At 69.8% G+C, this 24991-nt stretch carries 19 protein-coding genes; 3 read left to right on the plus strand and 16 right to left on the minus strand.

The features are described 5' to 3' along the window. Window positions 1-166: 166 nt before the first annotated feature. Window positions 167-2911: an ATP-binding protein gene (locus AC3X7R_RS13810; RefSeq protein WP_489966243.1), complete on the minus strand. Its 2745-nt coding sequence runs from the start codon at window positions 2909-2911 to the stop codon at window positions 167-169. Between the two features lie 433 nt (window positions 2912-3344). Here AC3X7R_RS13810 and AC3X7R_RS13815 point away from each other — a divergent pair, with 433 nt between their 5' ends. Then, entirely contained in the window at window positions 3345-3842 is a 498-nt protein-coding gene (locus AC3X7R_RS13815; RefSeq protein ID WP_489966244.1) for an NADPH-dependent FMN reductase, read from the plus strand. Then, window positions 3839-4330: a flavin reductase family protein gene (locus AC3X7R_RS13820; protein ID WP_489966245.1), complete on the plus strand. Its 492-nt coding sequence runs from the start codon at window positions 3839-3841 to the stop codon at window positions 4328-4330. The genes AC3X7R_RS13815 and AC3X7R_RS13820 overlap by 4 nt, the downstream gene beginning before the upstream one ends. A 3-nt stretch (window positions 4331-4333) precedes the next feature. On the opposite strand, the gene AC3X7R_RS13825 is transcribed toward AC3X7R_RS13820, so the two are convergent. Together AC3X7R_RS13825 and AC3X7R_RS13830 are read right to left on the minus strand one after the other, a co-directional pair. Then, window positions 4334-5536, minus strand: a complete 1203-nt coding sequence (locus AC3X7R_RS13825; protein ID WP_489966246.1) for an MFS transporter — start codon at window positions 5534-5536, stop codon at window positions 4334-4336. Next, window positions 5533-6507 (minus strand): ketopantoate reductase family protein, encoded by a 975-nt coding sequence (locus AC3X7R_RS13830; protein ID WP_489966247.1) that lies wholly within the window; start codon window positions 6505-6507, stop codon window positions 5533-5535. Before AC3X7R_RS13830 ends, AC3X7R_RS13825 begins: the two co-directional genes overlap by 4 nt. A 174-nt stretch (window positions 6508-6681) precedes the next feature. On the opposite strand from AC3X7R_RS13830, the gene AC3X7R_RS13835 reads away from it, so the two are divergent. Further along, entirely contained in the window at window positions 6682-8271 is a 1590-nt protein-coding gene (locus AC3X7R_RS13835; protein WP_489966248.1) for a GntR family transcriptional regulator, read from the plus strand. 153 nt (window positions 8272-8424) lie between these two features. Here AC3X7R_RS13835 and AC3X7R_RS13840 read toward each other — a convergent pair whose 3' ends face one another. From AC3X7R_RS13840 to AC3X7R_RS13900, 13 genes are all read right to left on the minus strand, one after another. Next, the gene (locus tag AC3X7R_RS13840; RefSeq protein ID WP_489966249.1) at window positions 8425-9891 is read right to left on the minus strand and encodes an MFS transporter; all 1467 of its coding nucleotides are present in this window, start codon (window positions 9889-9891) and stop codon (window positions 8425-8427) included. A 188-nt stretch (window positions 9892-10079) separates the two neighbouring features. Then, window positions 10080-11786 carry an ABC transporter substrate-binding protein gene (locus AC3X7R_RS13845; RefSeq protein WP_489966250.1) on the minus strand — a complete coding sequence of 569 codons (1707 nt, stop codon included), beginning with the start codon at window positions 11784-11786 and terminating at the stop codon, window positions 10080-10082. Window positions 11787-11848: 62 nt separating this feature from the next. After that, window positions 11849-12688 carry an ABC transporter permease gene (locus AC3X7R_RS13850; protein ID WP_489966251.1) on the minus strand — a complete coding sequence of 280 codons (840 nt, stop codon included), beginning with the start codon at window positions 12686-12688 and terminating at the stop codon, window positions 11849-11851. Next, window positions 12688-13731 (minus strand): ABC transporter permease, encoded by a 1044-nt coding sequence (locus tag AC3X7R_RS13855; protein ID WP_489966252.1) that lies wholly within the window; start codon window positions 13729-13731, stop codon window positions 12688-12690. The genes AC3X7R_RS13850 and AC3X7R_RS13855 overlap by 1 nt, the downstream gene beginning before the upstream one ends. Then, the gene (locus tag AC3X7R_RS13860; RefSeq protein WP_489966253.1) at window positions 13728-15251 is read right to left on the minus strand and encodes an MFS transporter; all 1524 of its coding nucleotides are present in this window, start codon (window positions 15249-15251) and stop codon (window positions 13728-13730) included. The genes AC3X7R_RS13855 and AC3X7R_RS13860 overlap by 4 nt, the downstream gene beginning before the upstream one ends. After that, window positions 15248-16099, minus strand: coding sequence for an ABC transporter ATP-binding protein (locus AC3X7R_RS13865; protein ID WP_489966254.1), 852 nt, complete (start codon window positions 16097-16099; stop codon window positions 15248-15250). The genes AC3X7R_RS13860 and AC3X7R_RS13865 overlap by 4 nt, the downstream gene beginning before the upstream one ends. Further along, window positions 16096-16995: an ATP-binding cassette domain-containing protein gene (locus AC3X7R_RS13870; protein ID WP_489966255.1), complete on the minus strand. Its 900-nt coding sequence runs from the start codon at window positions 16993-16995 to the stop codon at window positions 16096-16098. The genes AC3X7R_RS13865 and AC3X7R_RS13870 overlap by 4 nt, the downstream gene beginning before the upstream one ends. A 192-nt stretch (window positions 16996-17187) precedes the next feature. Beyond that, a complete protein-coding gene (locus tag AC3X7R_RS13875) occupies window positions 17188-18489 on the minus strand; it encodes an NtaA/DmoA family FMN-dependent monooxygenase (protein ID WP_489966256.1) in 1302 nt (433 codons plus the stop codon). 120 nt (window positions 18490-18609) lie between these two features. Further along, window positions 18610-19920, minus strand: a complete 1311-nt coding sequence (locus AC3X7R_RS13880) for an NtaA/DmoA family FMN-dependent monooxygenase (RefSeq protein ID WP_489966257.1) — start codon at window positions 19918-19920, stop codon at window positions 18610-18612. Window positions 19921-19950: 30 nt separating this feature from the next. Next, window positions 19951-21261: an NtaA/DmoA family FMN-dependent monooxygenase gene (locus tag AC3X7R_RS13885; RefSeq protein WP_489966258.1), complete on the minus strand. Its 1311-nt coding sequence runs from the start codon at window positions 21259-21261 to the stop codon at window positions 19951-19953. 75 nt (window positions 21262-21336) lie between these two features. Continuing rightward, the gene (locus AC3X7R_RS13890; protein ID WP_489966259.1) at window positions 21337-22278 is read right to left on the minus strand and encodes an LLM class flavin-dependent oxidoreductase; all 942 of its coding nucleotides are present in this window, start codon (window positions 22276-22278) and stop codon (window positions 21337-21339) included. Between the two features lie 9 nt (window positions 22279-22287). Beyond that, entirely contained in the window at window positions 22288-23595 is a 1308-nt protein-coding gene (locus AC3X7R_RS13895) for an NtaA/DmoA family FMN-dependent monooxygenase (protein ID WP_489966260.1), read from the minus strand. Beyond that, the gene (locus tag AC3X7R_RS13900; protein WP_489966261.1) at window positions 23595-24902 is read right to left on the minus strand and encodes an NtaA/DmoA family FMN-dependent monooxygenase; all 1308 of its coding nucleotides are present in this window, start codon (window positions 24900-24902) and stop codon (window positions 23595-23597) included. Before AC3X7R_RS13900 ends, AC3X7R_RS13895 begins: the two co-directional genes overlap by 1 nt. Window positions 24903-24991 lie beyond the last annotated feature (89 nt).

The following is a 24991-nucleotide window of genomic DNA, read 5'->3' on the forward strand; positions in this document are numbered from 1 at the left end:
GTCGATCGGGTCGCCTGCGGGCGTGCGTGTCGTCTCCTGTCGCGGACCACCCGGAGGCAAGCAGTCGGCGAGGCGCTGTCAGCTGCACCGGGCGGCGTACACGCCGTCGAGCCTGACGGCGCCGGCTCCGTGGAGGCCACCTCGGGCACGGACCCGCCCGGACGGCTCAGGCCAGGGGAATCTCCCGCAGCTGACGGCGCGAGCTGATCTCCAGCTTGCGGAAGATGCTGCGCAGGTGTGCCTCCACCGTGCGAGGACTCAGGAACAGCTGCGTGGCCACTTCCCGGGAGGTGGCCCCGGTCGCCACCTGTCGCGCGATCTGCAGCTCCTGCGCCGTGAGGCCGTCGACGGGGTGGGCGGTGCGCTTGCGCGGCCGTTCCCCCGTCGCTCGCAGCTCGCGAGCCGCACGTGTCGCGAAGGCCTCCGCGCCCATGTCCGACAGCATCTGATGGGCGGTACGGAGCTGCTCGCGAGCGTCCTTCCGCCGCTCCTCGCGACGGAGCCACTCGCCGTAGACGAGATGGGTGCGGGCGAGATGAGCGGTCATCCGGGAGCGGGCGAGCCTGGCGATCGCCTCGCGGTAGTGCTTCTCGGCCTCAGCGCCGCTGCTCGTGAGCGCGCGCGACCTGGCCGTCAGGCCAAGCGCCCACTCCGTGCCACTGGCGCGGGCACGTTCGTCGAGCTGCCCGAGTGCGTCGGTCGCGAGCTCCAGGTCGCCGGCTCGCGCGGCCGCCTCGACGAGCTCGGGCAAGGCCATGCTGCTGTGCCCCAGCTCGCGGGACTCGCACGCCTGCGCCGCCGCCTTCGACGCGGCCGGATAGTCGCCCAGGCCGTTGTGCAGCACCGAGAGGATGTAGTTGGCCAGCATGGCCTCGGTGCCCCCCGTCCGGTCCTTCGTCTGCGCCGCGATGTCGCCGTGGAGTGCGACGGTCTCGGCTTCGCGCCCGCGCCAGGCAGCCAGCATGAGCCGATCGAGGCGAAGGGGCGTCCCCCCGATGGCCTGGGTGATCGCCGCCTGCTCGGCGGCAAGCTCGTCGGCCTGGGACAGCTCCCCGGCGAGCACCAGTGCCATGGACCGGATCAGGAGCGCGGCGGGGAGCGCGAAGATGGCGCCGGAGTCGCGGGCGAGCCGGAGGTTGCGGCTGGTGAGCACCTCGACGAGGTCGTCGTCGAACAGCACCATGGCGGTACGACTGGCGAACCACCACAGCTGGCTCTCGCTGACGTTCACCGACGTGGCACGGGAGACGTCCCCGCGGAAGGCCTCCAACGCCCGGCGCAGCTCCGGAACGCCCGACTCGATGCCTTGGGTGTAGGTACGTGCCAGCCCGTCCAGCAACAGGTCCAGCGGCCGCGGCGGCACCGGGGCCGCGGGTGCGGCGAGGGCCGCCTCGGCGACGTCGCGGAAGCCTCGCCCGTCCTGCGGGCCGATGATGATCGCCGCGTTGAGGGCGTGCAGGTAGGCGCCGCGCGCCATGCCGGCGTCGAGGGGGGCCAGCGCGGTGGCGGCTTCCAGCATGACCGCGGGAACCTCGCGCCCGAGCGACCGGTGGAACGCGATCTGGGCTCGCACGAGCTTGACCTGGGCGTCCTGCATCGGGGCGAGCGGCCTGGACTCCGCGACGGCCAGCAGCTGCAGCGCGGCATCCCACGCACCAGCCTCCTGCTTGAGCGCCGCGGCCCGCAACGCGCGGCGCGCGCGGTCCTCCGGCTCGGGAGTCAGCTCGGCCGCACGTTCCAGGAACGCCGCGGCCGCGGCCACGCCGCCGCGGGCCTGCGCCCGTCCGGCCGCGCGCTCGAGCTGCAGGGCGGCCTCCTCGTCGGTGGACATCACGGCCTGGGCACGGTGCCAGGCGTGCCGGTCGGGATCGACCTGCGGGTCCGTTGCCGCGGCCAGTGCGTGGTGGGCGCGGCGGCGGTCCGAGGGCGCAGCGGCCGCGTAGATCGCCGAACGGACGAGCGGGTGCCGGAACCGCACGCGGGTGCCGAGCTCCAGCAGGCCCGCGTCCTCGGCAGGAGCGACCGCCTCGCGGACGATGCCCAGCTGATCCGCCGCGCGCCACAGCAGCGCCGGCTCACCAGTGGGCTCCGCCGCTGCTGTGAGAAGCAGCAGCTGCGTCTCGGCGGGGAGGTGCTTCGACCTGCGCGAGAAGCTCTCCTCGAGGCGGCGCGGAATGTCCTGGGCGTGTGGCGTCGCGAAGCCCCCCGCCAGAGCCGCCGGCTGCGCGCTCCCGGGCAGCTCCATCAACGCGAGCGGGTTGCCTCGTGCCTCGGCGACGATCCGGTCGCGCACGCCGTCGTCCACCGACGTTCCGATCGCGGCAGACAGCACCTGACGCGCATCGCGGTCGGTGAGCCCGGTGACGCGCATCTCCGGCAGTCCGATGAACGGCTGCGCGTCTCCCCCGGGTTCCCGGACGGCGAAGAGCAGCACCACGCGCTCCGCCTGCATCCTCCGGGCCACGAAGGCGAGGACCTGGGCCGAAGCCTGGTCCAACCACTGCGCATCGTCGACGAGACACACCAACGGCTTCGCCTCGGCGACCTCGGCCAAGAGGTTGAGCGTCGCCAGACCCACCAGGAACCGGTCCGGGGCGTCGCCCACCTCGAGCCCGAAAGCCACGCCGAGGGCTGACTGCTGAGGGGCAGGCAACGAGTCGGCGCGGGCCAGCAAGGGGGCGCACAGCTGGTGCAGCCCGGCGAACGCGAACTGCGTCTCCGACTCGGACCCGACCGAGGACGTCACCTGCATCCCCGCGGCGTCCGCGACATCGCGCGCGTGTCGCAGGAGCTCGGTCTTGCCGATCCCCGCCTCGCCACGCACCGCGAGCACAGCGCTCCGACCACCCCGCGCCCGGTCGAGCAGCTGGTCGATCGTCGTGAGCTCCGCGCGTCGGCCCACGAGTCTCACGAGACATACTCCTGTCGGCTGGGCGGTGGAGCCCGTGATTTTCACAGAGGCGGGGCTGTCGCGCAACGCATGGGAAGCGCAGGTGGACGCTCCCACCCGAGTCGTCACCGACGCCTCGCGTCGCGCGCCCGGCGCGCAGCCACCTCGTATCCCGGCCCTCGGCTCGGCGGTCAGCGTCTGCTCGTACGTGCAGGAGATCTTGTGCTCGACGCCCGCCTGGAAGTCCTGGGCGTTTGCGCGGAACAGCATCTCCAGCCGCACCGGGTGCGTCTCGTCTCCTGTGGCGCACAACGTCCCGGACGCGGCGGGGTCGCAGCCATGAGGGCGGTGGCGGGCGGCGCAACACCTTTTCGCAGGTGGCGCAATCGGCGCGTGACGTGCGTTCGCCATCCTGTGAGAGATCGATCCCTCGCACGAGATCTGAGGAGGACTCATGCAAGCCGTCGTCGTCGTGGGGAATCCCAGGCCGGAGTCCCGCACCAGACGGGCGGGCGAGCTGCTCGTGTCGGCGCTCGACCTCCCGTGCGACACGATCGAGCTCTCAGCCCTCGGGCCGGGGCTCCTCGGCTGGGGTGACCCGGCGGTGGCTCGCGCTGTCGAGAAGGTGAAAGAGAGCAGCCTCGTGGTCTTTGCCTCGCCCACGTTCAAGGCGTCCTACACGGGGCTGCTCAAGCTGTTCCTCGACCAGTTCGAGGGGGGCACGGGGCTCGCCGGCCAGGTCGCCGTCCCGCTCATGCTGGGCGCCGGACCGGAGCACACCCTGGCACCCGAGCACACCCTCAAGCCGGTTCTCGTGGAGCTGGGGGCGACCTGCCCTACCGCGTCGCTCTACCAGCTGGACAAGACCTTCGACACCGACGACTCACTCGCCCGGTGGACCGACCGCTGGGCCCCGCTCGTCACCGCCTGCATGAAGGAGCTCGCTCGATGAACACCACGATGACCGACGCCCTCGCCCTGCGCACCGCGTTCTCGGGCTTTCCGTGTGGGGTCGCAGCGCTGGCGGCCAGCACTGACGACGAGCTCCACGTCCTGGTCGCCTCCTCCTTCACGGTCGGCGTCTCGCAGGAGCCGCCGCTCGTGCTCTTCGCCGTGCAGCGGACCTCCAGCACCTGGCCGGCACTGGCGAGAGCCGACGCCATCGGCGTCTCGATCCTCGGTGCGAGTCACGCCGAGCAGACTCGACAGCTCGCCTCGAAGGACAAGGCCCGCCGCTTCGACGGCATCGGCACCGTGGTGCGCGAGAGCGGCGCAGTCCTGCTGCAGAACGCACCGATCTGGCTCGAGTGCTCGATCGAGCACCTCTACCCCGCGGGCGACCACGACATCGTCGTGCTGCGGGTCCGGTCCTTCCAGAGCGACTTCTCCCACGCGCCCCTGGTCTGGCACCGGTCCTCGTTCACCACCCTGGCGAGCTGACGCCTACGAGGACGGGTGCTCCGCGTACGCGGGCATCCAGCGCAGCAGCATCCCGGAACCGACCAGACCGACCGCGCCGAGCAGGACAGCCGCGAAACCGGGTCCAGCGGTCGCGGTCGCGGCCGCGATCAGCACCGGCGCGAGGGCACTGGCCCCGTCGGAGAAGAGCCGCCACACGCCCAGAAAGGACGCTGTCTGTCCTCTCAACGCGGCCAGGTCCGAGCCGAGGGTCATCATGATCCCGCCGCCCAGACTGTTGGCCAGCGCGATGATGGCGGTGACGGCGAAGAAGGCACCCGTGCTGTGGGCCAACGCCAGGCCGGCCGTTCCGACCGCCATGCCGGCGGTCACCGGAACGGCGACCCAGATCCGTCCGAAGCGGTCGGCGATGTGGCCACCGACGTAGAACAGGGCCACCTCGACCAGGCCACTGACACCCATGGCGATCGCGATGACCGCGGCGTCCAGCCCGATGTGCAGCCCCCACAACGGCACGATGATGGGGCGCGCCATCCGCAGCATCATCAGCGTGCTGATGCCGACTCCCAGCCGCAGGAACACCCCGGAGCTGCCTCGGAAGACCGCCAGCGTGTTGTGCTCGTGGTTGCGCGCGTCGCGGCTGCCCGGTCTGTCCACCTCGGGAGCGAGGAAGAGGAAGAGCATCACCGCGGCCGTCGTCACCACTTGGATCCAGTAGGCGGCGAAGACCCCGATCACGCCGAGCAGGGCGGCCGTCAGGAACGGCCCCACGGCCATGCCGGTGCGCACCATGCCGGCCAGCATGGCCAGCGCTCGACCCCGGAACTCCGCCGGCACCGTGTCGGTGACCAGGGCATGGCGGGCGAGCATGAACACCGAGGAGGCGACGCCCATCAGGAGTCCGCCGCCCGCCAGCACGATCAGGTCGCCGGAGACAGCCACGGCCAACGTGACCACGACGGTGAGGAGCCCCGCCCACAGCATCGCGAGTCGCTCTCCGTAGCGTCCGACCAGCATCCCGGCCGGGGCGTCGCCGAGCAGCCGGCCGACCAGGGGCAGACCAGCCACGAAGCCGGCCAGGGTCAGATCGGCCCCGAGCTCGTGCGCGGTGATCGCGATCATCGGGGTGACCGCCCCGTTGCCGATGGAGTAGATGGCAGCAGGCAGGTAGACGGGCGCCGCAAGGGCGGCCAGCGGCTTGGGTGTGAGCGCCTCCGCGACGCTCATCGGCCCGCGGGCAGGAGAGCGACGAGCTCCGCGGCGTCGACGCTCCCGGCGGGCAGCCGCTCGCGGGCCAGTCGCGAGGTGGTCCGTTGCACGAGCTCGTTGACGGGTGTCGGCACACCGTGCAGGCGACCCAGGAGCACGATCTCGCCGGAGAGATAGTCGATCTCGACGTTGCCCACTCCCCTGGCGACACTCTGCCAGGTCGAGCTGCCGCTCACTCCCTGCTCCCGACTCGCTCGGCGCTTGATGTGGTCGCCGCGTCGCTCGAGGTCTGACTCCGCGGTCACCGACTCGATGCCGGCCGCCTCCAGAACAGCCTCACCCTCCTGACGGGCCAGTCGGAGGAGCTCGTCGGCGGCCGGACTGTCGGCGAAGCTCGCGTCCACACCGTTGGCCAGGTTGGAGATCAGCTTGCGGTACTTGTAGGCCATCACGTTGGGGCGCGAGCTGGCGATGAAGCCGGCCTTGACCAGGTCCTGCGCGATCGACTCGGTCAGGTCGTCGGAGCCCCGCGGGTACCGTCCGACCTCGAGGATCCCGGGAACGGTCGCAGAGTCCTGCACCACCACGCCGGGCTCGAGGTGGCTGGCGGGAAGCACCAGGCAGATGGAGAGGACCTGGGGAAAGACGCGGAGGATCGCCGCCTCGTTCGCGACTCCGTTCTGGGCCGCCACGACCGGGATCGTCGCCGGAGCGTGGGCCTGGAGATCTGCCAGCGCAGTGGCGGTCTGCTGCGACTTCACGCAGAGCAGCACCACCGAGTCCTCCCGCCAGACGACCTCACTGGCGTCGAGGGCCACCGGGACGGCGAGCTGGATCGGCCCTTCCTCGGTGTCGAGAGTCAGCCCGTGCCGCCGCATGACCGCCAGGTGCTCGCCCCGGGCGACCAGTGTCGTGTCGATACCTGCGCGGAACAGGTTGCCGCCGATTACCCCGCCGACGGCGCCGGCGCCGTAGATCACATAGTGCATGGGAAGGACGCTATGCCTTGACGATTGCAGGCGAATTGCGCCACCACAAGGAGTTTTTCGCGGCTGAATGCTCTGCCGCAACGCCGCAGGTCACTGGACGAAACACTCGCGGGTCATGCTCTTGCTGCGTCACTGCGAAGACCCGCCCATCCCGGCTCCCCGAGGAGTGACACCGTGGCCAAGAGCTTTTCCGACTTCGAAGCGGAGCGGCGAGCGCACATGCGCCGAGCGCGGGAGCGAGCACGCTCGTCGTCCGAGATCCGCGCAGCCTCCGTCGTCGGGGCCCACAGTGCCCTCTTCACGAGCCTGCGACGAGGCTCGATCCAGACCCACGACCGGCTGGAGGAGGAGTCACTCATCCCGCTGCTCTCGGCGAGCCGCAACTCCATCCGGGGCGCCCTCAAGCTGCTTGCCGCCGAAGGCCTCGTGACCCGGACGCCCCGCCGCGGCACAGCGGTCGTGGCCAGGCCACTCGATGTGCCGCTCGACCTCGGCTCGGGCTGGGGGCCGGACGCGGCGGCGGGCGACTACCGGATCGTGGTGACCGACCAACGCTGGGTAGCCGCGACCCCTGTCTCCCGGCACTACCTGCAGACCGCGGACGACCCCATCCACCAGACCGAGGTCGTCAACACGTTCCGCGGAGTGCCGTCGATGCTCTACACCCGGTTCGTCCGCGCGGACGGCTCCGAGCGTCCGCTGATCGCCGGGCCGGACGACGGCGGCTTCCGCGACCTTTTCGCCCGTACCTACGGCTCTCCCCTGGCCCGGGTGGAGTGCTGGGTCGAGGCCAAAGCGGCCTCGCGACAGACCGCGGCGTCTCTCGAGGTCATGGCCGGCACCCCCCTCATCGTGAAGTCTCGTGTCCTCAAGGACTCCGACGGTGTGCCGCGTGAGTACAGCATCAGCCACTACCCGGCCTCCCGCGTCAACATGTCGGCTCACGGTGTCGAGAAGGCCGCCGCGGCCGGACACGTCGACGACGCTCCTCCCGGCGCTGTCGAGGTCGAGGCGCTCCGGCGGCCGGCGCCGGCGCCGGCGGAGCTCCGGCGCCGCTCGGCGCTCGACCTCCACACCGAGCTCCGCAGCGCCCTCCGGCACGACCTGCTGACGGTGGGTGAGCTGGCGGACGAGGAGGCCCTCACCGTCTCGTTCGGCACCAGCCCGGACGTCGTGCGTGCGGCGCTGAGGCATCTTGCCACCGAAGGGATCGTCCAGCAGGGAGACGATGTCGGTGCGGCCGTGGAGAGAGGGATCTCCACCCTGAGCCTGGCTTCGGGCAGTCCCTACCGCGCCAGCGAGCAGGCACTCTTCCGAAGCGAGGTCCTGTCGTCCGCGCGGGTTCCCGCCCCGCCGTTCCTCGAGGAGATCCTCAGCACCGCGGCTGGCCGCGTCCACCGGGACGAGCACGTGAGCTATCGGGACGGTCGCCCGATGATGATCTTCGCGCGCTACTCCGACGGCCGGCTGCCGGCTCCGAGACCGCTCACCAGCGAGACCAAGGACTCCGACTTCAGCTCCCTGTTCACCGCTTCCTACGGACTGCCCCCGGGGAGGATCGACTCGTGGGTGCACGCCCTGCGGGCCGACGACCAGATCGCACGTCGTCTCAGCGTGGCGCCGGGGACTCTCGTCCTCCTGGTGGAGCGCCTCACGCACGACAGCCTGGGAACGGTGCGCGAGCTCAGCCACAGCTACATCGTGTCCGGCCCGGTGTCGCTCCAGATCGACCACGCCGTCAGCCCGGACCCACCCTCGGCCTGAACCGACCACGCCGTCTCAGGACAGGGCGTCTCAGGACAGGCGCAGGTCGGCCGCGGGCAGGCCCAGTTCGGCGAAGGCCCCCCGCGTGATCGGGCTGCGGGGTGCGCCAGCCCGACGCCCAGAGCGAGCAGCAGCCCCACCGTCGCGAAGCCCTCAACGACCGGCGGCCACGCTCGCGCTCCTGCCGGGCTCCCTGCCGCCGTAGGTCAGGATCGCGGCCACCACCGCGAAGATGCTCAGGAGCCCGGTCGCCAGGGTGAAGGCGGGCCGGGACGCCGAGGACTCACCTACCCCACCGATCGCGTCGGACCCGGCGAGGAGGGTGATCGTGGCGATCACCATGGCCGTGGCCAGGGCATTCGACCCGTTCATGATCGTGGCCCGCAGGCCTTGCGCGATCCCTCGGCGGTTGGCGGGCACCCCCATCAGGAGCCGGGCGGACAGGGATGCCTGGTAGAGGCCCTGACCGAGCCCGCTGAGGAGCAAGCCCCCGACGAGCGCCCAGTGCGGGGAGTCGAAGGCGAGCACGCCCGTGATGACCACGGTGCCTGCGGCGGTGCCGACCGCACCGACCGTGTTGGCGGTACGGACGGAGACCCTCCGTTGCACCAGCCCCGCACTCAGAGAGCCCAGCAGCATCGCGCCTCCCATCGGCAGCAGGTAGAGGCCGGCGATCGCGGCTGACGTGCCGGCCACGACCTGCAGGTAGAGGGTCGCGACGACGATGAGACCGGTCGACGGGATCGCCGCGCAGAAGGAAGCCAGGTAGATCCGTCCTCGGACGCCCGCGACGATCCCGGGATCCACCAGCGGGTGCCGACTGCGTCGTTCGACGGCCACGAAACCGCCGAGCAGGAGCACCGCGGCGACCAGGCACCCGAGCGCCCAACGCTGGTCGGCGCCCTCGCCGGCGAGCAGCTGCACCGAGACGATCAACGCGGCGATCCCCCCGATGGAGGTCACCGTACCGAGGAGATCGAGGCTGAACCTCGAGACCGGTGGGGCATGGACGTGCTTGAGGGACTCCCACCCCACGGCGCCGGCTGCGAGGCCCAGCACGAAGGCCAACCAGAAGATGGAGCGCCAGCCGAACTGGTCGATGAGCAGCCCGCCGACCATCGGGCCCACCAGGGTGGAGACGCCCGCCATCGCCATGAAGACGCCGAGTGCCATGGGGAGGCGTGAGGGTGGGAAGACGTCGGAGATGACGGCGGAGGACGTCGACATCGAGCAGGCAGCCGCGAGTCCCTGCAGGACTCGCAGCCAGATCAGCAGCAGGTCGTTGTCGACGAAGACACACGCCACCGCGGCAAGCGTGAAGACGACGATGCCGCCCATGTAGAACCACCGCCGCCCCCACTCGTCACTGAGCTTCGCGAAGAGGAGGGTGGTCGCGGAGTTGGCCAGGAGGAACCCGAGCAGCATCCAGGACGCCGTCGCCACACCACCGTCGAGATCCCGCGCCATCGCCGGGATCGCGACGTTCAGGGCCGAGTAAGTGCCGAAGATCAGGAAGTTGTTGAGCGTGCAGGTCGCCAGGACTCCCAGCTCGACCCGCCGGCCCATCCCCCGGTCGGTGACCGGGCTGGTCGCCGGGCGATCCGATCGCAGGTCCGTCATGGCCGCCCCCCGGTCGGCCACCGGGTGCTCCCGGGATCCCGTCCACAGTGCGATCGCCCATCGTGACGGGGGCTTCCCACGGCCTCTCACTTCCTCTGCATGTTCGACGGGCGTAGCGCCAGCTGGCACTCGGTGGACCGGATGCCCTGGAGGGGCCGCCGCTGGCCTGACAGCCCCTCCAGCGCTGGTCAGACGAAGGTGAGGTTGCCGAAGTCGTTCTGGTTCTCCGAGCGGTACGCCCAGCCCTCCAGGTCGCCGGAGACGACCTGGGTGGGCTGGATGGCGCAGACGAAGATCTCGACAGCAGCCTCCACGAGGATCTTCTGCGCCTCGTTCCAGTACCGACCCGCCTCCTCGCTCAGCTGGTCGGGCAGAGCCCTGGCGGCGTCGACCTCCTGCCAGAACTGCTTGTTCAGGTCGTCGTCCCACCGCGAGGGGCTCGAGGGGTCGTCACCCGGCTTGAAGAACGTGGTGCACGCGTACTCGGGGGTCTGCACCTGGCTGCGGTTGCGGTAGATGATCGCCTGCTTGCTCGCCTCGGCCCGGGCCGTGCCGAAGTCGGGGGCCGCGAGCTGCTCGATCTCCACGTTGAAACCGGCCTCCTCGGCGTAGGACTTGATCAGCAGGCACAGGTTGACCAGGTCCTGGTTGGCTGTGGACACGCTGAGCGTGAAGTCGACCGAGTCCAGACCGGCCTCGGCCAGGAGCCCCTTGGCCTTCTCCACGCTGTACTCCATCCGCGGGATGCCATCGGTGCTGTAGCCCTTGGTCGCCGGGTTGATGTTGCCGACGATGGGCACGGCTCGGCCCGCGTAGACCTCCTTCATGATCTGCTCGTAGGGGATCGCCAGCTGGAACGCCTGTCGCACGGTGACGTCGTCGAACGGCGCCTTGTTGGTCACCAGGGTGACGTCGACGTACTCGATCGGGTTGGCGACCTCCGGGACAGTGAGGCTGTCGTCCTGTGCGAGCTTGGCCTGGTCGTTGGGAAGGATGTCCTCGGCCAGCGCCACGTCGCCGGACCTCACCAGACTGGCGCGCGTACCCGCGTCCGTCACCACCCGCAGCGTCACCTGCTTGATCGCGGGCTCCCCGTAGGCGTAGTGGGGATTGGCCACCAGGACCATCTCCTGGTCGGCCACCATGGACTTCATGTAGTAGGGCCCCAGACCCCAGCCGCCGTTCTGGGCCGACCAGGACATGGCATAGGGATCGTCCGTGGTCTTGTGCGCGTCCAGGATCGTCTTGGAGTAGATGTGACCCTGCAGGTTGGCCAGCAGCCCGAGGAACGTGAGCCCGAAGCCGGCGGTGGGGATCTCGATGGCGACCGTGAGCTCGTCCACCTTCTTGACCGCCTCCGGACCCTTGAACTCGCCCCACGAGGCCTTCGCGTAGGTCTCCGAGGCCCACTTGCGCTCGAAGGAGTAGAGGACGTCGTCCGCGGTGATCGGATTGCCTTCCACGTCCTTGAAGTCGGGACGGAGGTGGAAGGTGTAGACCAGACCGTCCTCGGAGACCTCGTAGGACTCCGCGACGTAGCCGACGTACTCGTTGAAGTCCTGCACGACCGTCCCGTCGAGCACGCTGTCCACGTAGGGGTTGCGGACGAGTCCGGCCTGCAGGTTGGCGTTGAGCTCGAACGCCTGCAGGGACAGGCCGTTCCCGTCCAGCACACCGTTGAGCGACGCCGCCAGCGCCGAGACGGCGACCACGATGCCCGTGGAGGACTTTCCGGAGCCCCCGGCCGCAGGGCTGTCGGACTGGTCCGAGCAGGCCGCGAGCGTCGCCACGGCGGCCACGCCCAGGGCGCCCAGGAGGAACCCCCGACGGGCGAGGGCCGGCGGGCCGCTCCCCCGGTCGGGCTGTTGGCCGAGGGGCCTGTCACGGTTGATCACGGAAACCTCCAGGGGTTGATCGCAGGGGGACATGAGTCGGTGCGACGCTGCACCTGATGAGGTCATCGGACGGCAGGACCACGACTGAGGCGCGTGAGCAGACCGGCCACGGAGGCGGCGGCGATCACCGCGAGCATGAGCGCGAGGGCCGGGAAGAAGGTCGGCCACCAGCTTCCCAGCATGACTCCGGAGACGCCGGAGGAGATCATGTTGCCCCACTCCGGGGTGGGGGGGTTGAGACCGACTCCCAGGAAGCCCAGGGAGGCGAGCACGATGACCGAGTAGCCGAACACCGTGGAGCAGTTCTCGACCGCCGGCCGCACGGAGTTCGGGAGGACGTGCCGCACGGTGACCTGGCCGGGGCGCAGGCCGGCGATCAGGCCTGCCTCGACGTATGCGTCGTTGCGCACCTTCAGCACCTCGGCCCGGGTCAGGCGAGCCTGGACCGGCACCATGATGAAGGTCAGGGCGATCGCCAGGCTCGTCAGCGTGGCGTTCATCAGGCCCACGATCACCACGCCGATGACCAGCGGCGGGATGGCGTCGGCGAGGTCGAGGAACCGCGTCACACCGCGCCCGGCGACACCGATGGCACCTCTCCTGGACTCGCTGGTGCCGATCAGCAGCCCGATGACCAGTCCGGCCACCGTCGAGACCACCGTGACTGCCAGGGCGAGTCCGATGTCGATCTGCGCCCCTGCGATCGTGCGGGAGAAGACATCCATGCCGGTGGCGTCGGTGCCGAACCAGTGGTCACCGCTCGGCGGCTGAAGGGCGCCGGTGATGACCTTCTCCGGGTCGTGGGGTGTCAGGAGGTGGCCGACGAGGACGAAGAAGAGCAGGGCGCCGGCGGAGACCAACGAGACCACCGGGAGCTGCCGCACAGTGCTGAGAACCTTCATCAGGAATCCACCCTCACTCCGGGACGACGACGGGGATCGAGCAGCATGTTGACCATGTCGACGGCGAAGAACGCGACGAGACAGAGCGCGGCGATGACGATCAGGAAACCCTGGAGTCCCGGGAAGTCCAGGGCGTTGACCGCATCGATGGAGAACTGCCCGACCCCGCCGAATCCGAAGAGCCGCTCGAGCACGATGACCCCGCCGAGCAACGCTCCGAACTTGTTGCCCAGGGTGACGACCGAGCCAGCGGCGGACCGGCGCAGCACGCTGCGGAAGACCGAGGACCGCGTGGCGCCGGAGGCGATCTTGAAGAGGGTGGGCGGCTCCGCCACCTGCTCCTCGATGCCCAGGCTCAGCTGGCGCCACAGCCCCGAGCCATGGATGAAGACGAGCACGCCGACCGGCAGCACGTAGTGGCCGATCATCTGCATGGTCAGGTCGAGCTTGCCCGTGAGGAGCGTGTCGAGCAGCGGGAAGCCCGTCACCAGCGGTTGGGTCGTGCCCGGGTCCAGCCGGCCGACCGGCGCGGGAGCGATCGGAATGAGCACGAAGAAGACCACGATCGCCAAGATGGCCACCGCGAAGTCCGGGAGCGCACCTGTGAGGTTGCGGTACAGGTCGAGGACCCGACGCACGGTCCTGTTGCTGGTCGACAGCCAGACGTAGGCCAGCGCCAGGGCGACGAGGGCCGATCCCCCCAGTCCCAGGAAGATCAGCTCCAGGGTGGCCGGCAGACGGTCCATGATCTCTGTCCACACCGGCCGCGAGGTGGAGGTCGAGGTCCCGAGGTCGAGCTGGACGACGTTGAGCATGAACTCCCGCGCCTGGCTCCAGAGCGACCCGTCGAGGCCCATCGCCTCTGCCATCCGGTCGTAGTCGGCCTGGCTGAAGCCGTTGGAGAGGTCGATCCGTGCCAGGACGGGGTCGCCTGGGACGAGGCGCACCATCAGGAACGCCGCGAAGGAGAAGATCAGCAGGTGGAGGGGGAGCACGAGGCTCCGGGTGATCCACCACCGGTTGCGGGACAAGTACGCTCTCATGCCCTGACGCCTCTCGGCTCGTCGTGCGACGCGGTTGTCCGTGCCAGTGGCCCGACCAGCCAGTCCCCGCCACGCGCGAGCGACGTCACTGTCGCGGCGACGGCGCAGCACGTGAGCAGGACGCAGGCGCTGCGGAACGCGGTGACCAGGTCGTCGTCGGCACCCGCGACCACGTCGTAGCTGTGGTGCCCGGCGGCAGCCAGGCCCGCCGAGACCATGAGAAGGACCACGGCGGATCCCATCGTCTGGGCGCCGTTGAACAGCACCGAGCGCACTCCGTTGGCGATCCCTCTCCGCCCGGCCGGAAGACCCGCCATGATGGCCGCCGTGTTGGGTGCGGTGAAGATGCCGTTGCCGGCACCGGCCAGCACGAGCCCGGCGTAGAACCAGGCGCCGGGAGCCTGACCGCCCATCGAGGCGAGGAGCACGAGGTAGCCCAGCGCGGAGGTCAAGCAGCCCGCGGAGGAGACGGCGCGAGGCGCGAAGGTGCGGGCGAGCCAGCCCGCCACTGGACTCGTGACCACGATCGCCGCCGCGAGCACCGCGACCGCAGCGCCGGCGTCGAGCGCCGACGCCCCACGGATGACCTGCTGGTACAGCACCACCAGCAGCAAGGCGCCCGCCTGCGGGAAGGACATCAGGAAGGCGGTGGCGTAGGCGAGCGCGCGAGCGCGGTCGGTGACCACCGCGAGGTCGATCAGCGGCGTCGCCGCCCTTGCGACGTGCGCGAGAAAGAGGGCGAGGAGCCCCATCCCCGCTGCCCCGGAGACGAGTGCCGCAGCCGCCCAGCCCGGGACCGAGATCCTGTTCATCGCGAGGACGACGCAGGCGAGCCCCGCGGCCGCAAGTGCGGCTCCCGTGAGGTCGAGCCTGTCGCCGGCGAGGGGACGCCGGGCGTCGCGACGCAGCACCTTGGCTGCGAGCGCCACGGCGACCAGGCCGAAGGGGACGTTGACGAGGAAGAGACTGCGCCAGCCGGAGGCCTCCAGCAGCCACCCCCCGGCCATCGGGCCGAGGATCATGGCTGCGGAGGCCATCATGATGTTGACGCTCAGCCCGAGTGCGAGACGGTCGCTGGGGAAGGCGTCGGAGATGAGCGCGTTGGCGTTGGGGATGATCGCCGCAGCCGCCACCCCCTGCACCACGCGCAGGGCGACCAGCGAGACGATGTCACCGCACAGGGACGCGACCAGGCTCGCCACGATCATCAGCACCAGGCCCCAGATGTAGAGCCGTCGCCGGCCGTACATGTCGCCCATCCGGGAGAAGACGAGGACGCCCGCGGTCAGCGACAGCAGGTAGCCGAGCAGCACCCAGTCGGCCGCGGCAGCGGTGACGCCCAGCTCCTCCGACATCGCCGGGAGCGCCACGCTCACCGAGGAGCTGTTGAGGAACATGAGCAGGCTGCCCAACGTGGTGACGGTCACCACCGCCCACGGGTGGGCGTGGGGATGCTCGGGACCCACCCACGCGGCCGTGGTCCGGGAGGGGTCGAGGTCGGCGGCGACGGACGCGGTCATGAGGCCGTGCCGACCATCACGTTCGCGGGCCCTCGGCGGTGGGCGTCGATGAGCGCGCGGGTGTAGGCGTGCTGCGGGTCGGTGATCACGTCCCTGGTCGGGGCGTGCTCGACGACCTGCCCGTGCCGCATCACCAGGAGGGTGCTCGAGATGAAGGCGGTGGCCGGCAGCCCGTGCGAGACGAAGCCGAGGCCGACCGAGTGGGTCTCGCAGTAGTCGCGGATCATGTTGAGGACAGCGCCTTGGACCGAGACGTCGAGAGCGGAGACGATCTCGTCGCACAGCAGGATGCGGGGCCGGACCACCAGGGAGCGCGCGAGGGCGAACCGTTGGCGCTGTCCCCCCGAGATCTGGCCCGGGTAGCGGTCCAGGAACGCCGGGTCGAGCTGCAGGACCTTGAGGACGTCGAGGATCTCCTGCTGGGCCTCCTCGCCCTCGATCCCGCGGAGGATCCGCAGCGGGGTCGCCACGGCGTCGCGCAGCTTCCGGCGCGGGTCGAAGCTGGAGAACGTGTCCTGGGCGACCAGCTGGACGGTGCCGCGGAACATCCGCATGCCGGAGCGGCTCGACATCAGTCGCGAGATGGGGGTGCCGTCCAGGAGGACGGTCCCCTCGGTGGGCGTGTCGAGTCCGACGAGCAGGCGGGCGAGGGTGGACTTCCCCGAACCCGACTCCCCCACGATCCCCAGGCTGGTGCGCGTGTCGATCTCGAGGCTGAGGGGCTCGACCGCCACATGCCTGCGCGAGCCGCGTCCGAAGACCCGGGTGAGGTTCTCGGCCTGCAGCGTGACGACGGGCGGCAAGGGGGCGGGCGTCGGCTCCGGGACGGTCGCCAGGGAAGCACTCACGCCGAGACCGCCTCGCTGGCGGCGTGGAGGGAGGCCATCTCCAGGTCCGCCAGCATGGCCTCGTCGAGGGTGGGCAACCGGTCGAGGTCCACCGACTCGAGGGTCGGCACGCACCGGGTGAGCGCCAGGGAGTAGGGGTGCTTGGCCTGCTCCTCGATCCGGGAGGCGTCACAGACGTCCACCACCTCGCCCTGGTACATCACGATGACCTTGTCGACGTAGACCCGCACGAGGTCGATGTCGTGGGTGACGATCAGCAGGCTCGCTCCGGTGCGCTCGGTCATCGACCGCAGGAGGTCCATGACGTCGCGCGACACCGAGGCGTCCAGGGCGCTGGTCGGCTCGTCGGCCAGCAGGAGCTTGGGCTCCGAGCACATCGCGAGCGCGAGCATGACGCGCTGGCGCATGCCACCGGAGAGCTCGTAGGGGCGCAGACGCAGCACCCGGTCGGTGTCGTGGAGACCGACGCTGACGAGCCAGTCGGCCGCCTTCCGCTTCGCCTCCTTCCTGCTGATCTTGGACAGCCCCCGCATGACGTCGACGAACTGGCTGCCGACCGTGGCGACCGGGTCGAGCGAGGTCATGGCGTTCTGGAAGACCATCGACATGCCGGGGGTGCGATGGGGCACCGGCGCGGTGGTGGTGCGCTCGATCGGGACGCCGTCGAAGACGAACTCCTCGAAGGCGTAGGTCGCCCCTGCAGCGGTGAGGAGCCCGGCGATCGCCAGAGCGAGTGTGGTCTTGCCCGATCCGGACTCCCCGACGATCGCCACGTGCTCTCCACGGGCGATGCCGAAGGTCGCGTGCTCGACCGCCGGACCCCGCGCCCCGTGCTCTCCGGCGTAGAAGACCGACGCGTCCTTCACGACCAGCAGGTCGTCTGTACGTGTGTTCACAGCTACTCCTTGCGTCGAGGTGCGTCGAGGTGGCGTCGGCGGCGGTGCGAGTCCTGGGTCACGCGGTGGGTGTCGACTCGTCGGACTGTCGAGAACAATCAAGTCGCCGGTTGTTTCGTCGGCCGCAGGTGGCCAAGAAATCTGTATTGCGCCACATGTCGACGATGTGTCCGACGAGGCAGGCACGGCGCCTCAGAACTCCAGGAGGTTGTCCCGGAACTGGTCGAAGCTGTACTCCTCGCGAACCAGGCCGCGTCGTTGCAGGGCGGGCGTGAGTCCGTCGGCCAGCTCGGCGATGAAGCGCCGATTGAGGTCGAAGCCGGCGAAGAGGAACCCGTCGCCGCCGACCTCAGCCATCACCTCGTCCATCTGTGCTGCGACGGTGTCGGGCGAGCCCACGAGCTCCAGACCCCCCAAGCCCTTGTTCGCGATCTGGCGCGGGGTCTTCCCGATGGCCTGCGTGAGCATCTGCTGGTGTCCGTTGGTGGTGGTGCCCTCCGGGATCACCTCGTCGAGGTCCCACTGCGAGAAGTCGATCATCGAGTGGCGTGACAGGTGGAGCAGCGACAGCTCGGGGTGCGCCTCGGCGAAGGCCTGCTGCCGTTCCCGCTTGGCGACCGCCTCCTCGTCCGTCTCGGCGACCACCGGGGAGACGAGGAACAGGACCTTCGCGTCCTCGGGATTCCGCCCGTGCCCGACGGCCTGGGCGCGGACGTCGTCACGGAAGGCCTTCATCTTCTCCGGGCCACCCTCGACGCCGCAGATGATGGCGTTGGCAGCGCGGGAGGCGAAGCGACGCCCCGAGGGCGATCCGCCCGCCTGGACGAAGGTCGGCAGCCCCTGCGGCGACTGCGGTGCGTTGAGCGGACCGCGGGAGGAGAAGTACTTCCCCCGGAAGTCGACCGTGTGCACCTTGGTGAAGTCGCCCCACGTCCCGCTCTCCTCGTCCAGCACGACCGCGTCCGGCTCCCAGGAGGTCCACAGCTTGCAGGCCAGGTCGAAGAACTCCTCGGCCATCTCGTAGCGCTCGTCGTGGTCGAGCCAGCCGTCGAGCCCGTAGTTCTTGGCGGCGTTGTCGTTGGAGCCGGTGACGATGTTCCACCCCGTGCGCCCCTGCGACATGTGGTCCAGGGTGTTGATCTTGCGCGCCAGGCCGTAGGGGTGGTGCTCGGAGACCGAGAGCGTCGGCACGATCCCGATCTTCCTGGTGTGCCAGCTCATCAACGGAGCCAGCACGCTCGGGTCCATCTTCGGGGTCGCGGTGGCCGACTTCAGGTACGCCTCGGAGGTACCGCCGTAGGTGTCCGGCACGTAGGAGGAGTCCTCGATGATGATGAAGTCGAACCTGGCCCGCTCCAGGGACTGGGCCAGGTCGATCCACAGCTGCGGGTCCCACCAGTCCCTGCCCCCACGCCCCGACCAGGTCCTGTTCCAGGACTTCACACCGAAACCGCCGGCGCCGAACCACGCCAGGTGGAAGGGATTGGCCGTCATGGGCACTGCCTCTCGTTGCCGTCCTGGATTGCTGCCGAACCTAGGGCGGCGTTGTCACGGCTCCGATAAGCAAGCGGTACGTCTCCATTACGCCGCCCGGCTTCCCGGGTCCTCGCCCGGTCAGAATTCGAGGAGGTTCTCGCGGAAGGTGTCGAACGAGTACTCCTCGCGCACCAGGCCGCGTCGCTGCAGCGCCGGCACCAGGCCGTCGGCCACCTCGGCGATGGTGCGGCGGTTGAGGTCGCGGGACGCGAGCAGGAAGCCGTCACCGCCGACCTCCTGCATGGCCTCGTCGAGCTGGGCGGCCACCGTCTCCGGCGTCCCCACGAGCTCGAAGTTGCCGAGGCCGAATCCCTCTCTGAGGATCTGGCGCGGGGTCTTGCCGATCATCTGCGTCAGCTGCTGCTGGTGTCCGTTGGTGGTGGTGCCCTCGGGGATGGGCTCGTCGAGGTCCCACTGGGAGAAGTCGATCCGGGAGTGGCGTGAGAGGTGCAGGAGGCCCAGCTCGGGGTGCGCCTCGGCGAACTCGGACTGGCGGTGCCGCTTGGCCCAGGCCTCCTCGTCGGTCTCGGCCAGCACGGGCGAGATCAGGTAGAGCACCTTCGCGTCGTCCGGGTTGCGACCTGCCTCGGCCGCCATCACCCGCACGTCGTCGCGAAACTCCTTCATCTTGGCCGGGCCGCCCTCGACGCCGCAGATGAGGGCGTTGGAGGTGCGGGCGCCGAACCGCTTGCCGCGCGGCGACCCGCCGGCCTGGACGAAGGTCGGCAGGCCCTGCGGCGACTGCGGTGCGTTGAGGGGGCCGCGGGAGGAGAAGTACTTCCCCCGGAAGTCGACCGTGTGCACCTTGGTGAAGTCGCCCCAGGTCCCGCTCTCCTCGTCCAGCACGACCGCGTCCGGCTCCCAGGAGGTCCACAGCTTGCAGGCGAGGTCGTAGAACTCGTCGGCCATGTCGTAGCGCTCGTCGTGGTCGAGCCAGTCGTCGAGGCCGTAGTTCTTGGCGGCGTTGTCGTTGGAGCCGGTGACGATGTTCCACCCGGTGCGCCCCTGCGACATGTGGTCCAGGGTGTTGATCTTGCGCGCCAGGCCGTAGGGGTGGTGCTCGGAGACCGACAGGGTTGGCACGATCCCGATCTTCTTGGTGTGCCAGCTCATCAGCGGCGCGAGCACGCTCGGGTCCATCTTGGGCGTCGCGGTGGCCGACTTCAGGTAGGCCTCGGAGGTACCGCCGTAGGTGTCGGGCACGTAGGAGGAGTCCTCGATGATGATGAAGTCGAACCTGGCCCGCTCCAGGGACTGGGCCAGCTCGATCCACAGCTGCGGGTCCCACCAGTCCTTGCCCCCGCGCCCCGACCAGGTCCTGTTCCAGGACTTCACACCGAATCCGTCCGCCCCGAACCAGGCCAGGTGGAAAGGGTTCGCGCCGCTCATGTCGTCTCCTGTCGTCGTGGTGTGGGCTGCTCAGAAGGCGAGCAGGTTCTCCTTGAAGGTCGTGTGCTCGTACGACGTCCGCACCAGGCCACGGCGCTGCAGCTCGGGGGCGACGCCGGAGCAGACCGCGTCGATGTAGCGCCGGCTGTGGGGGGCCGCGAGGAAGAGGAAGCCGTCGCCGCCGACCTCCTCCATCAGGGCCTCCATCTGGTCGGCCACCGTCTTGGGGGTGCCGACGACCTGCGGTCCCAGCTGGGCACGCTCGGAGAGGGACTGGCGCAGCGTCTTGCCCTTGTTCCGCTCCATCAGGTCCTGCAGGACCGACTGGTGCCCGTTCGTGGTGAGGTCCTGGGGGAAGGGCGCGTCGAGGTCGTACTGGGAGAAGTCGATCTCGGTGACGGCGGACGTCATCGCGAGCACCCTCTCGATGGAGAGCGGGTCCTCCATGCCGAAGAGCCGGTGGTGCTGCTCGCGGGCCTCCTCCTCGGTCTCGCCGATGACCGGAGCGAGGTGGAAGAGGACCTTGATGTCGTCGGGGTCGCGTCCGAACTTCTCCGCGCGGGCACGGACGTCCTCGCGGTACTCCTTCATCTTCGACACGATCGGCTGGGTCACGACGATCGCGTTCGCGTGCTTGGCCGCGAAGTCCCGCCCACGCGGGGAGCCACCGGCCTGGCAGAGCGGAAGGACCCCCTGGGGGCCGGCGGGCATGTTGAGCGGCCCCCGCACCTTGAAGTACTTCCCGACGTGGTGGAGGGGGTGGACCTTGGTGTGGTCGGCGTAGTGGCCGGTCTCCCGGTTCATCACGACCGCGTCAGGCTCCCAGGACCCCCAGAGGCTCTTCACGATCTCGACGTGCTCCTCCGCCATGTCGTAGCGCTCGTCATGCGGCAGGAGCTGGTCGATGCCGTAGTTCTGCGCGGCGACGTCCTCCGAGGAAGTGACCACGTTCCATCCCACGCGTCCACCGGTGAGGTGGTCCATCGTGGCCATCGCCCGGGCCAGGATGAAGGGCGGGTAGAACGACGTCGAGCCGGTGGCGATGAGGCCGATGTGCTTGGTCTCCCGCGCCAGCACGGGCAACAGGGGGAAGGGGTCGAGCTTCGGCGAGTGCAGGCCGTGCTTGAGGTCCAGCTCCTGGGTGCCGCCCATGGCGTCGGAGACCATGGTGGAGTCCTCGAACATGATGAAGTCGAAGCCGGCCCGCTCCATCTGCTTGATCATCGAGATGTGGTACTCCCCCGTCATCCACTCGGTGCCCGACGTGCCGCCCCAGGGCGATCGCCAGGCCGGGGGGTTGAAGGAGGTGAACCAGGCCAGGTGGAACGGCTTCGCTGCCATGTGGTGCCTTTCGGAAGTCAGGGGGCGCGGCGCGGCGCGGTTGCCGGCCTCGGGTGGAGCCGGGAACGGGTGTGCTCAGGAGGCGCGGCCCCCGACGGGGAGGTCGATGCCCAGCGCGGCGGCCAGGGTGCCGGGGCTCTCCGGGGCGGCGAGCCCGAGGCCGGAGACCGCCTCGATCGCCTTCTCCACGGCGGCCGGGTCCACGAGGAGGGCGGTGCCGGCGGCGTCCTCCCGGGCCGCCCTGGAGAGGGCGTCCGCCACGTCGGGCAGGCCCAGCTGGCCCGCCACGGCGCCGGCGATCAGCACCTCGACCCCGCTGGAGGCCTCCCTGGCCGCCTCCCGGGCGGCCGCCACCAGCGCAGAGGTCGACACGTCCTCGGTGGGCGCGATGATCGCCACGTCGACGTAGGGCGCCAGCGTGGCGGCCTCCCCGAGCGTGCCGACCCGGGTGAGGACCACCGGCCTGCGTTGCGGGGTCGGGGGGGTGTCGAGCGGGCCGGCGACCCGGAAGGAGGTCGAGCGGTAGTCGATGGGATGGATGCGTGAGTCGTCCTTGAAGTCACCCGCGGCCTTGTCGGGCCACTGGGCGCCCTCCTCCCAGCTGTCCCACAGCTCCAGGTCGATCTCGAGGAACTCCGTGGCGCGGTGCAGCTCCTCGCCGCGACCCAGCGTCGAGCGCCAGGCGAAGGTCGCGACCTCGCTCGGCCCGGTCGTGGTGCGCGCCAGCCAGCCGCTGCGGCCCTGGGCGAGATGGTCGAGCGTCGCCAGGCGTCGAGCGGAGTGGAAGGGGAAGCCGTAGAGGGCGGTGTCGCTGGCGATCACGCCGATCGTGGTGGTGGCGGCAGCGATCCGGCTGGCGACGCTGGTGGACTCGAAGGGGGTCGAGGCCGCGCCGGTGTCCGCCGCGTCCAGGACGCCCACCGCCGCGACCCCGGAGGCCTCCAGGCGTTGCGCGGCGGTGACGACCTCGTCGAGGGTGCTCTCGCTGGTCAGGGTGAGGAATGCGGTGACGATCACGGGTTCTCCTCAGAAGGCCATCAGGTTGTCGCGGAAGTGCTCGTGCTCGTACGCCGTGCGCGTCAGGCCGCGCTTCTGGAGCCCGGGAACGAGTCCGTCGCAGATCTCGCTGACGTAGCGTCGGGGGAAGTAGGAGTTGACGAAGAGGAAGCCGTCTCCGCCGACCTCCTGCATGACCTCGTCCATGTGCGCGGCCACGCTGTCGGGCGTTCCCACATACATCTTCGAGCCCGAGTTGAGCGGGTTGCCGGTGATGACGTCGCGCAGGACCTTGCCCTCCCACTTGGCCACCATGGACTGGTGCCCGTTGCTCTCCAGCCTGGTCGGGAGGGGTTCGTCCAGGGCGAACTGCGAGAAGTCGATCCCGGACTGCCGCGACAGCGAGGCGAGCTGGTACTGGACCTCGTCGTCGTCGATCTCCTGGGAGGCGGCGTAGCGCAGCTGCGCCATCTCCACGGTCTCGTCGATGATCGGCGAGACCAGGAAGAAGACCTTGACGGAGTCGGGGTCCCGACCGGCCGCCACCGCGTGCTCGCGGATGGCCTCCCGCTGGCGCTTCATGTCGGCAGGGTCGTTGGCCGCCGTGATGACGGTCTCGGCCCAGGTGCCGGCGAAGCGGTGGCCCCGGCCCGAGCCGCCCGCCTGGCAGATCACCGGACTGCCCTGCGGCATGGGAGGCGCGGAGAGCGGCCCCCGCACCTGGTAGTGGGTGCCGCGGTGGTGGAGCGGGTGGACCTTGGCGCCGTCGGCGAAGATGCCGTTCTCGCGGTCGAGGACCAGGGCGTCGTCGTCCCAGCCGGTCCACAGACCGCGGCAGACCTCCATGAACTCGTCGGCCATGTCGTAGCGCTCGTCGTGCGGCCACTGCTTGTCCCGGCCGTAGTTCTGGGCGCCGCCGTCGTTGGAGCCCGTCACGACGTTCCAGCCGATCCGCCCGTCGGAGACGTGGTCGAGGGTGTTGAAGGAGCGCGCCAGCATGAACGGCTGGTACTCGGTGGTGGAGCAGGTGACCACGATGCCGAGGCGCTCGGTCGCCTCGATCAGGAAGGGCGCGAGCACCGTCGGGTCGAGCTTGGGCGTGTCCACCGAGTGCCGCAGGTAGGCGTCGTGGCTGCCCTGGTAGGTGTAGGGGACGTTCGAGGAGTCCTCGAGCATCAGGTAGTCGAACCCGGCCCGCTCCATGGCCTGCGCGAGGAAGACCCCCGTGTCGGGCTTGGTGAAGCGGGCCACGTCGGAACCGTGCCACCGGTGCTTCCACGCCTTGGGGCCGAAGCCCTTGGAGAAGAACCACGCGAGGTGGAACATCTGCGCGCTCATCAGAACGCCAACAGGTTGTCGCGGAAGAGGGTGTGCTCGTAGGCGGTGCGGGTCAGGCCGCGTCGCTGCAGCGCAGGCACCAGACCGTCGGTGATCTCGGTGATGTAGCGGCGCGAGTGGTAGCTGTCCATGATCAGGAAGCCGTCGCCACCGACCTCCTGCATGACCTCGTCCATCTCGGCGGCGACCGAGTCGGCGGTGCCGGCCAGCGGCACGCACTCGAGCGCCCGGTTGTAGCGGAGCACGTCGCGCAGCATCTTGCCCTCCAACTGTCGCGCGCTGGACTGGTGCCCGTTGCTCTCCAGCCGCGGGATCGGTTGGTCGAGGTCGAACTGGGAGAAGTCGATCCCGGTCCCCCGGGAGAGCGCAGCCAGGCCGAACTCCCAGTCGCTCTCGGCGTCGTCGAAGCGCTGCTGCTGACGTTCCTGGGCGCGGGCGGCCGTCTCGTCGATGATCGGCGAGATCAGGAACATCAGCTTGATCTGGTCGGGGTCGCGACCCTGGTCGGCGGCCTGGGAGCGGATATCGTCGCGGAACTTCTTCATCGCCTCGATCCCTCGCGGCGCGGCGATGATCGTCTCGGCCCAGGTGCCGGCGAAGCGCTGCCCGCGCGGGGACCCGCCGGCCTGGCACAGCACCGGGCTGCCCTGCGGCATCGGCGGCGCCGAGAGCGGTCCACGGACCTTGTAGTACTTCCCGTGGTGGTCGATCGGGTGGACCTTGCTCCCGTCGGCGAAGACGCCGTTCTCCAGGTCGAGCACCAGCGCGTCGTCGTCCCACGACCTCCACAGGCGATGGCAGACGTCGAGGAACTCGTCAGCCATGTCGTAGCGCTCGTCGTGGGGCCACTGCTTGTCCCGGTTGTAGTTCTGCGCGCCTCCGTCGTTGGAGCCGGTGACGATGTTCCACCCGATGCGGCCGTCGGAGACGTGGTCGAGCGCGTTGAACTTCCGCGCCAGCATGAACGGGTGGTACTCGGTCGTCGAGCAGGTGACCACGCAGCCCAGGTGGCGGGTGTTCATCGTGACGAACGGCGCCAGCACGGTGGGGTCGAGCTTCGGGGTGTCGACGGAGTGCCGGAGGTAGGCGTCGTGGCTGCCCTGGTAGGTGTAGGGGACGTTCGAGGAGTCCTCGATCATCAGGTAGTCGAACCCGGCCCGCTCCATGGCCTGGGCGAGGAAGACGGCGTTGTCGGGCTTGGTGAAGTTGCGCACCGCCGTGTCCGGCCCTGCCCAGCGGTGCTTCCAGGCCTTGGGCCCGAAGCCCTTGGAGTAGAACCATCCGAGGTGGAACATGTCCGCCGGCATCGGCCCACGCTTCCCTTCATCGCGATCTGTGACGCTTGGTCCTCACACGCTAGGAACGGCGTATTTCGTCCACGTCCGGCGGCGGTGAA

It is taken from the genome of Nocardioides sp. Z22_16 (genome assembly GCF_058134365.1).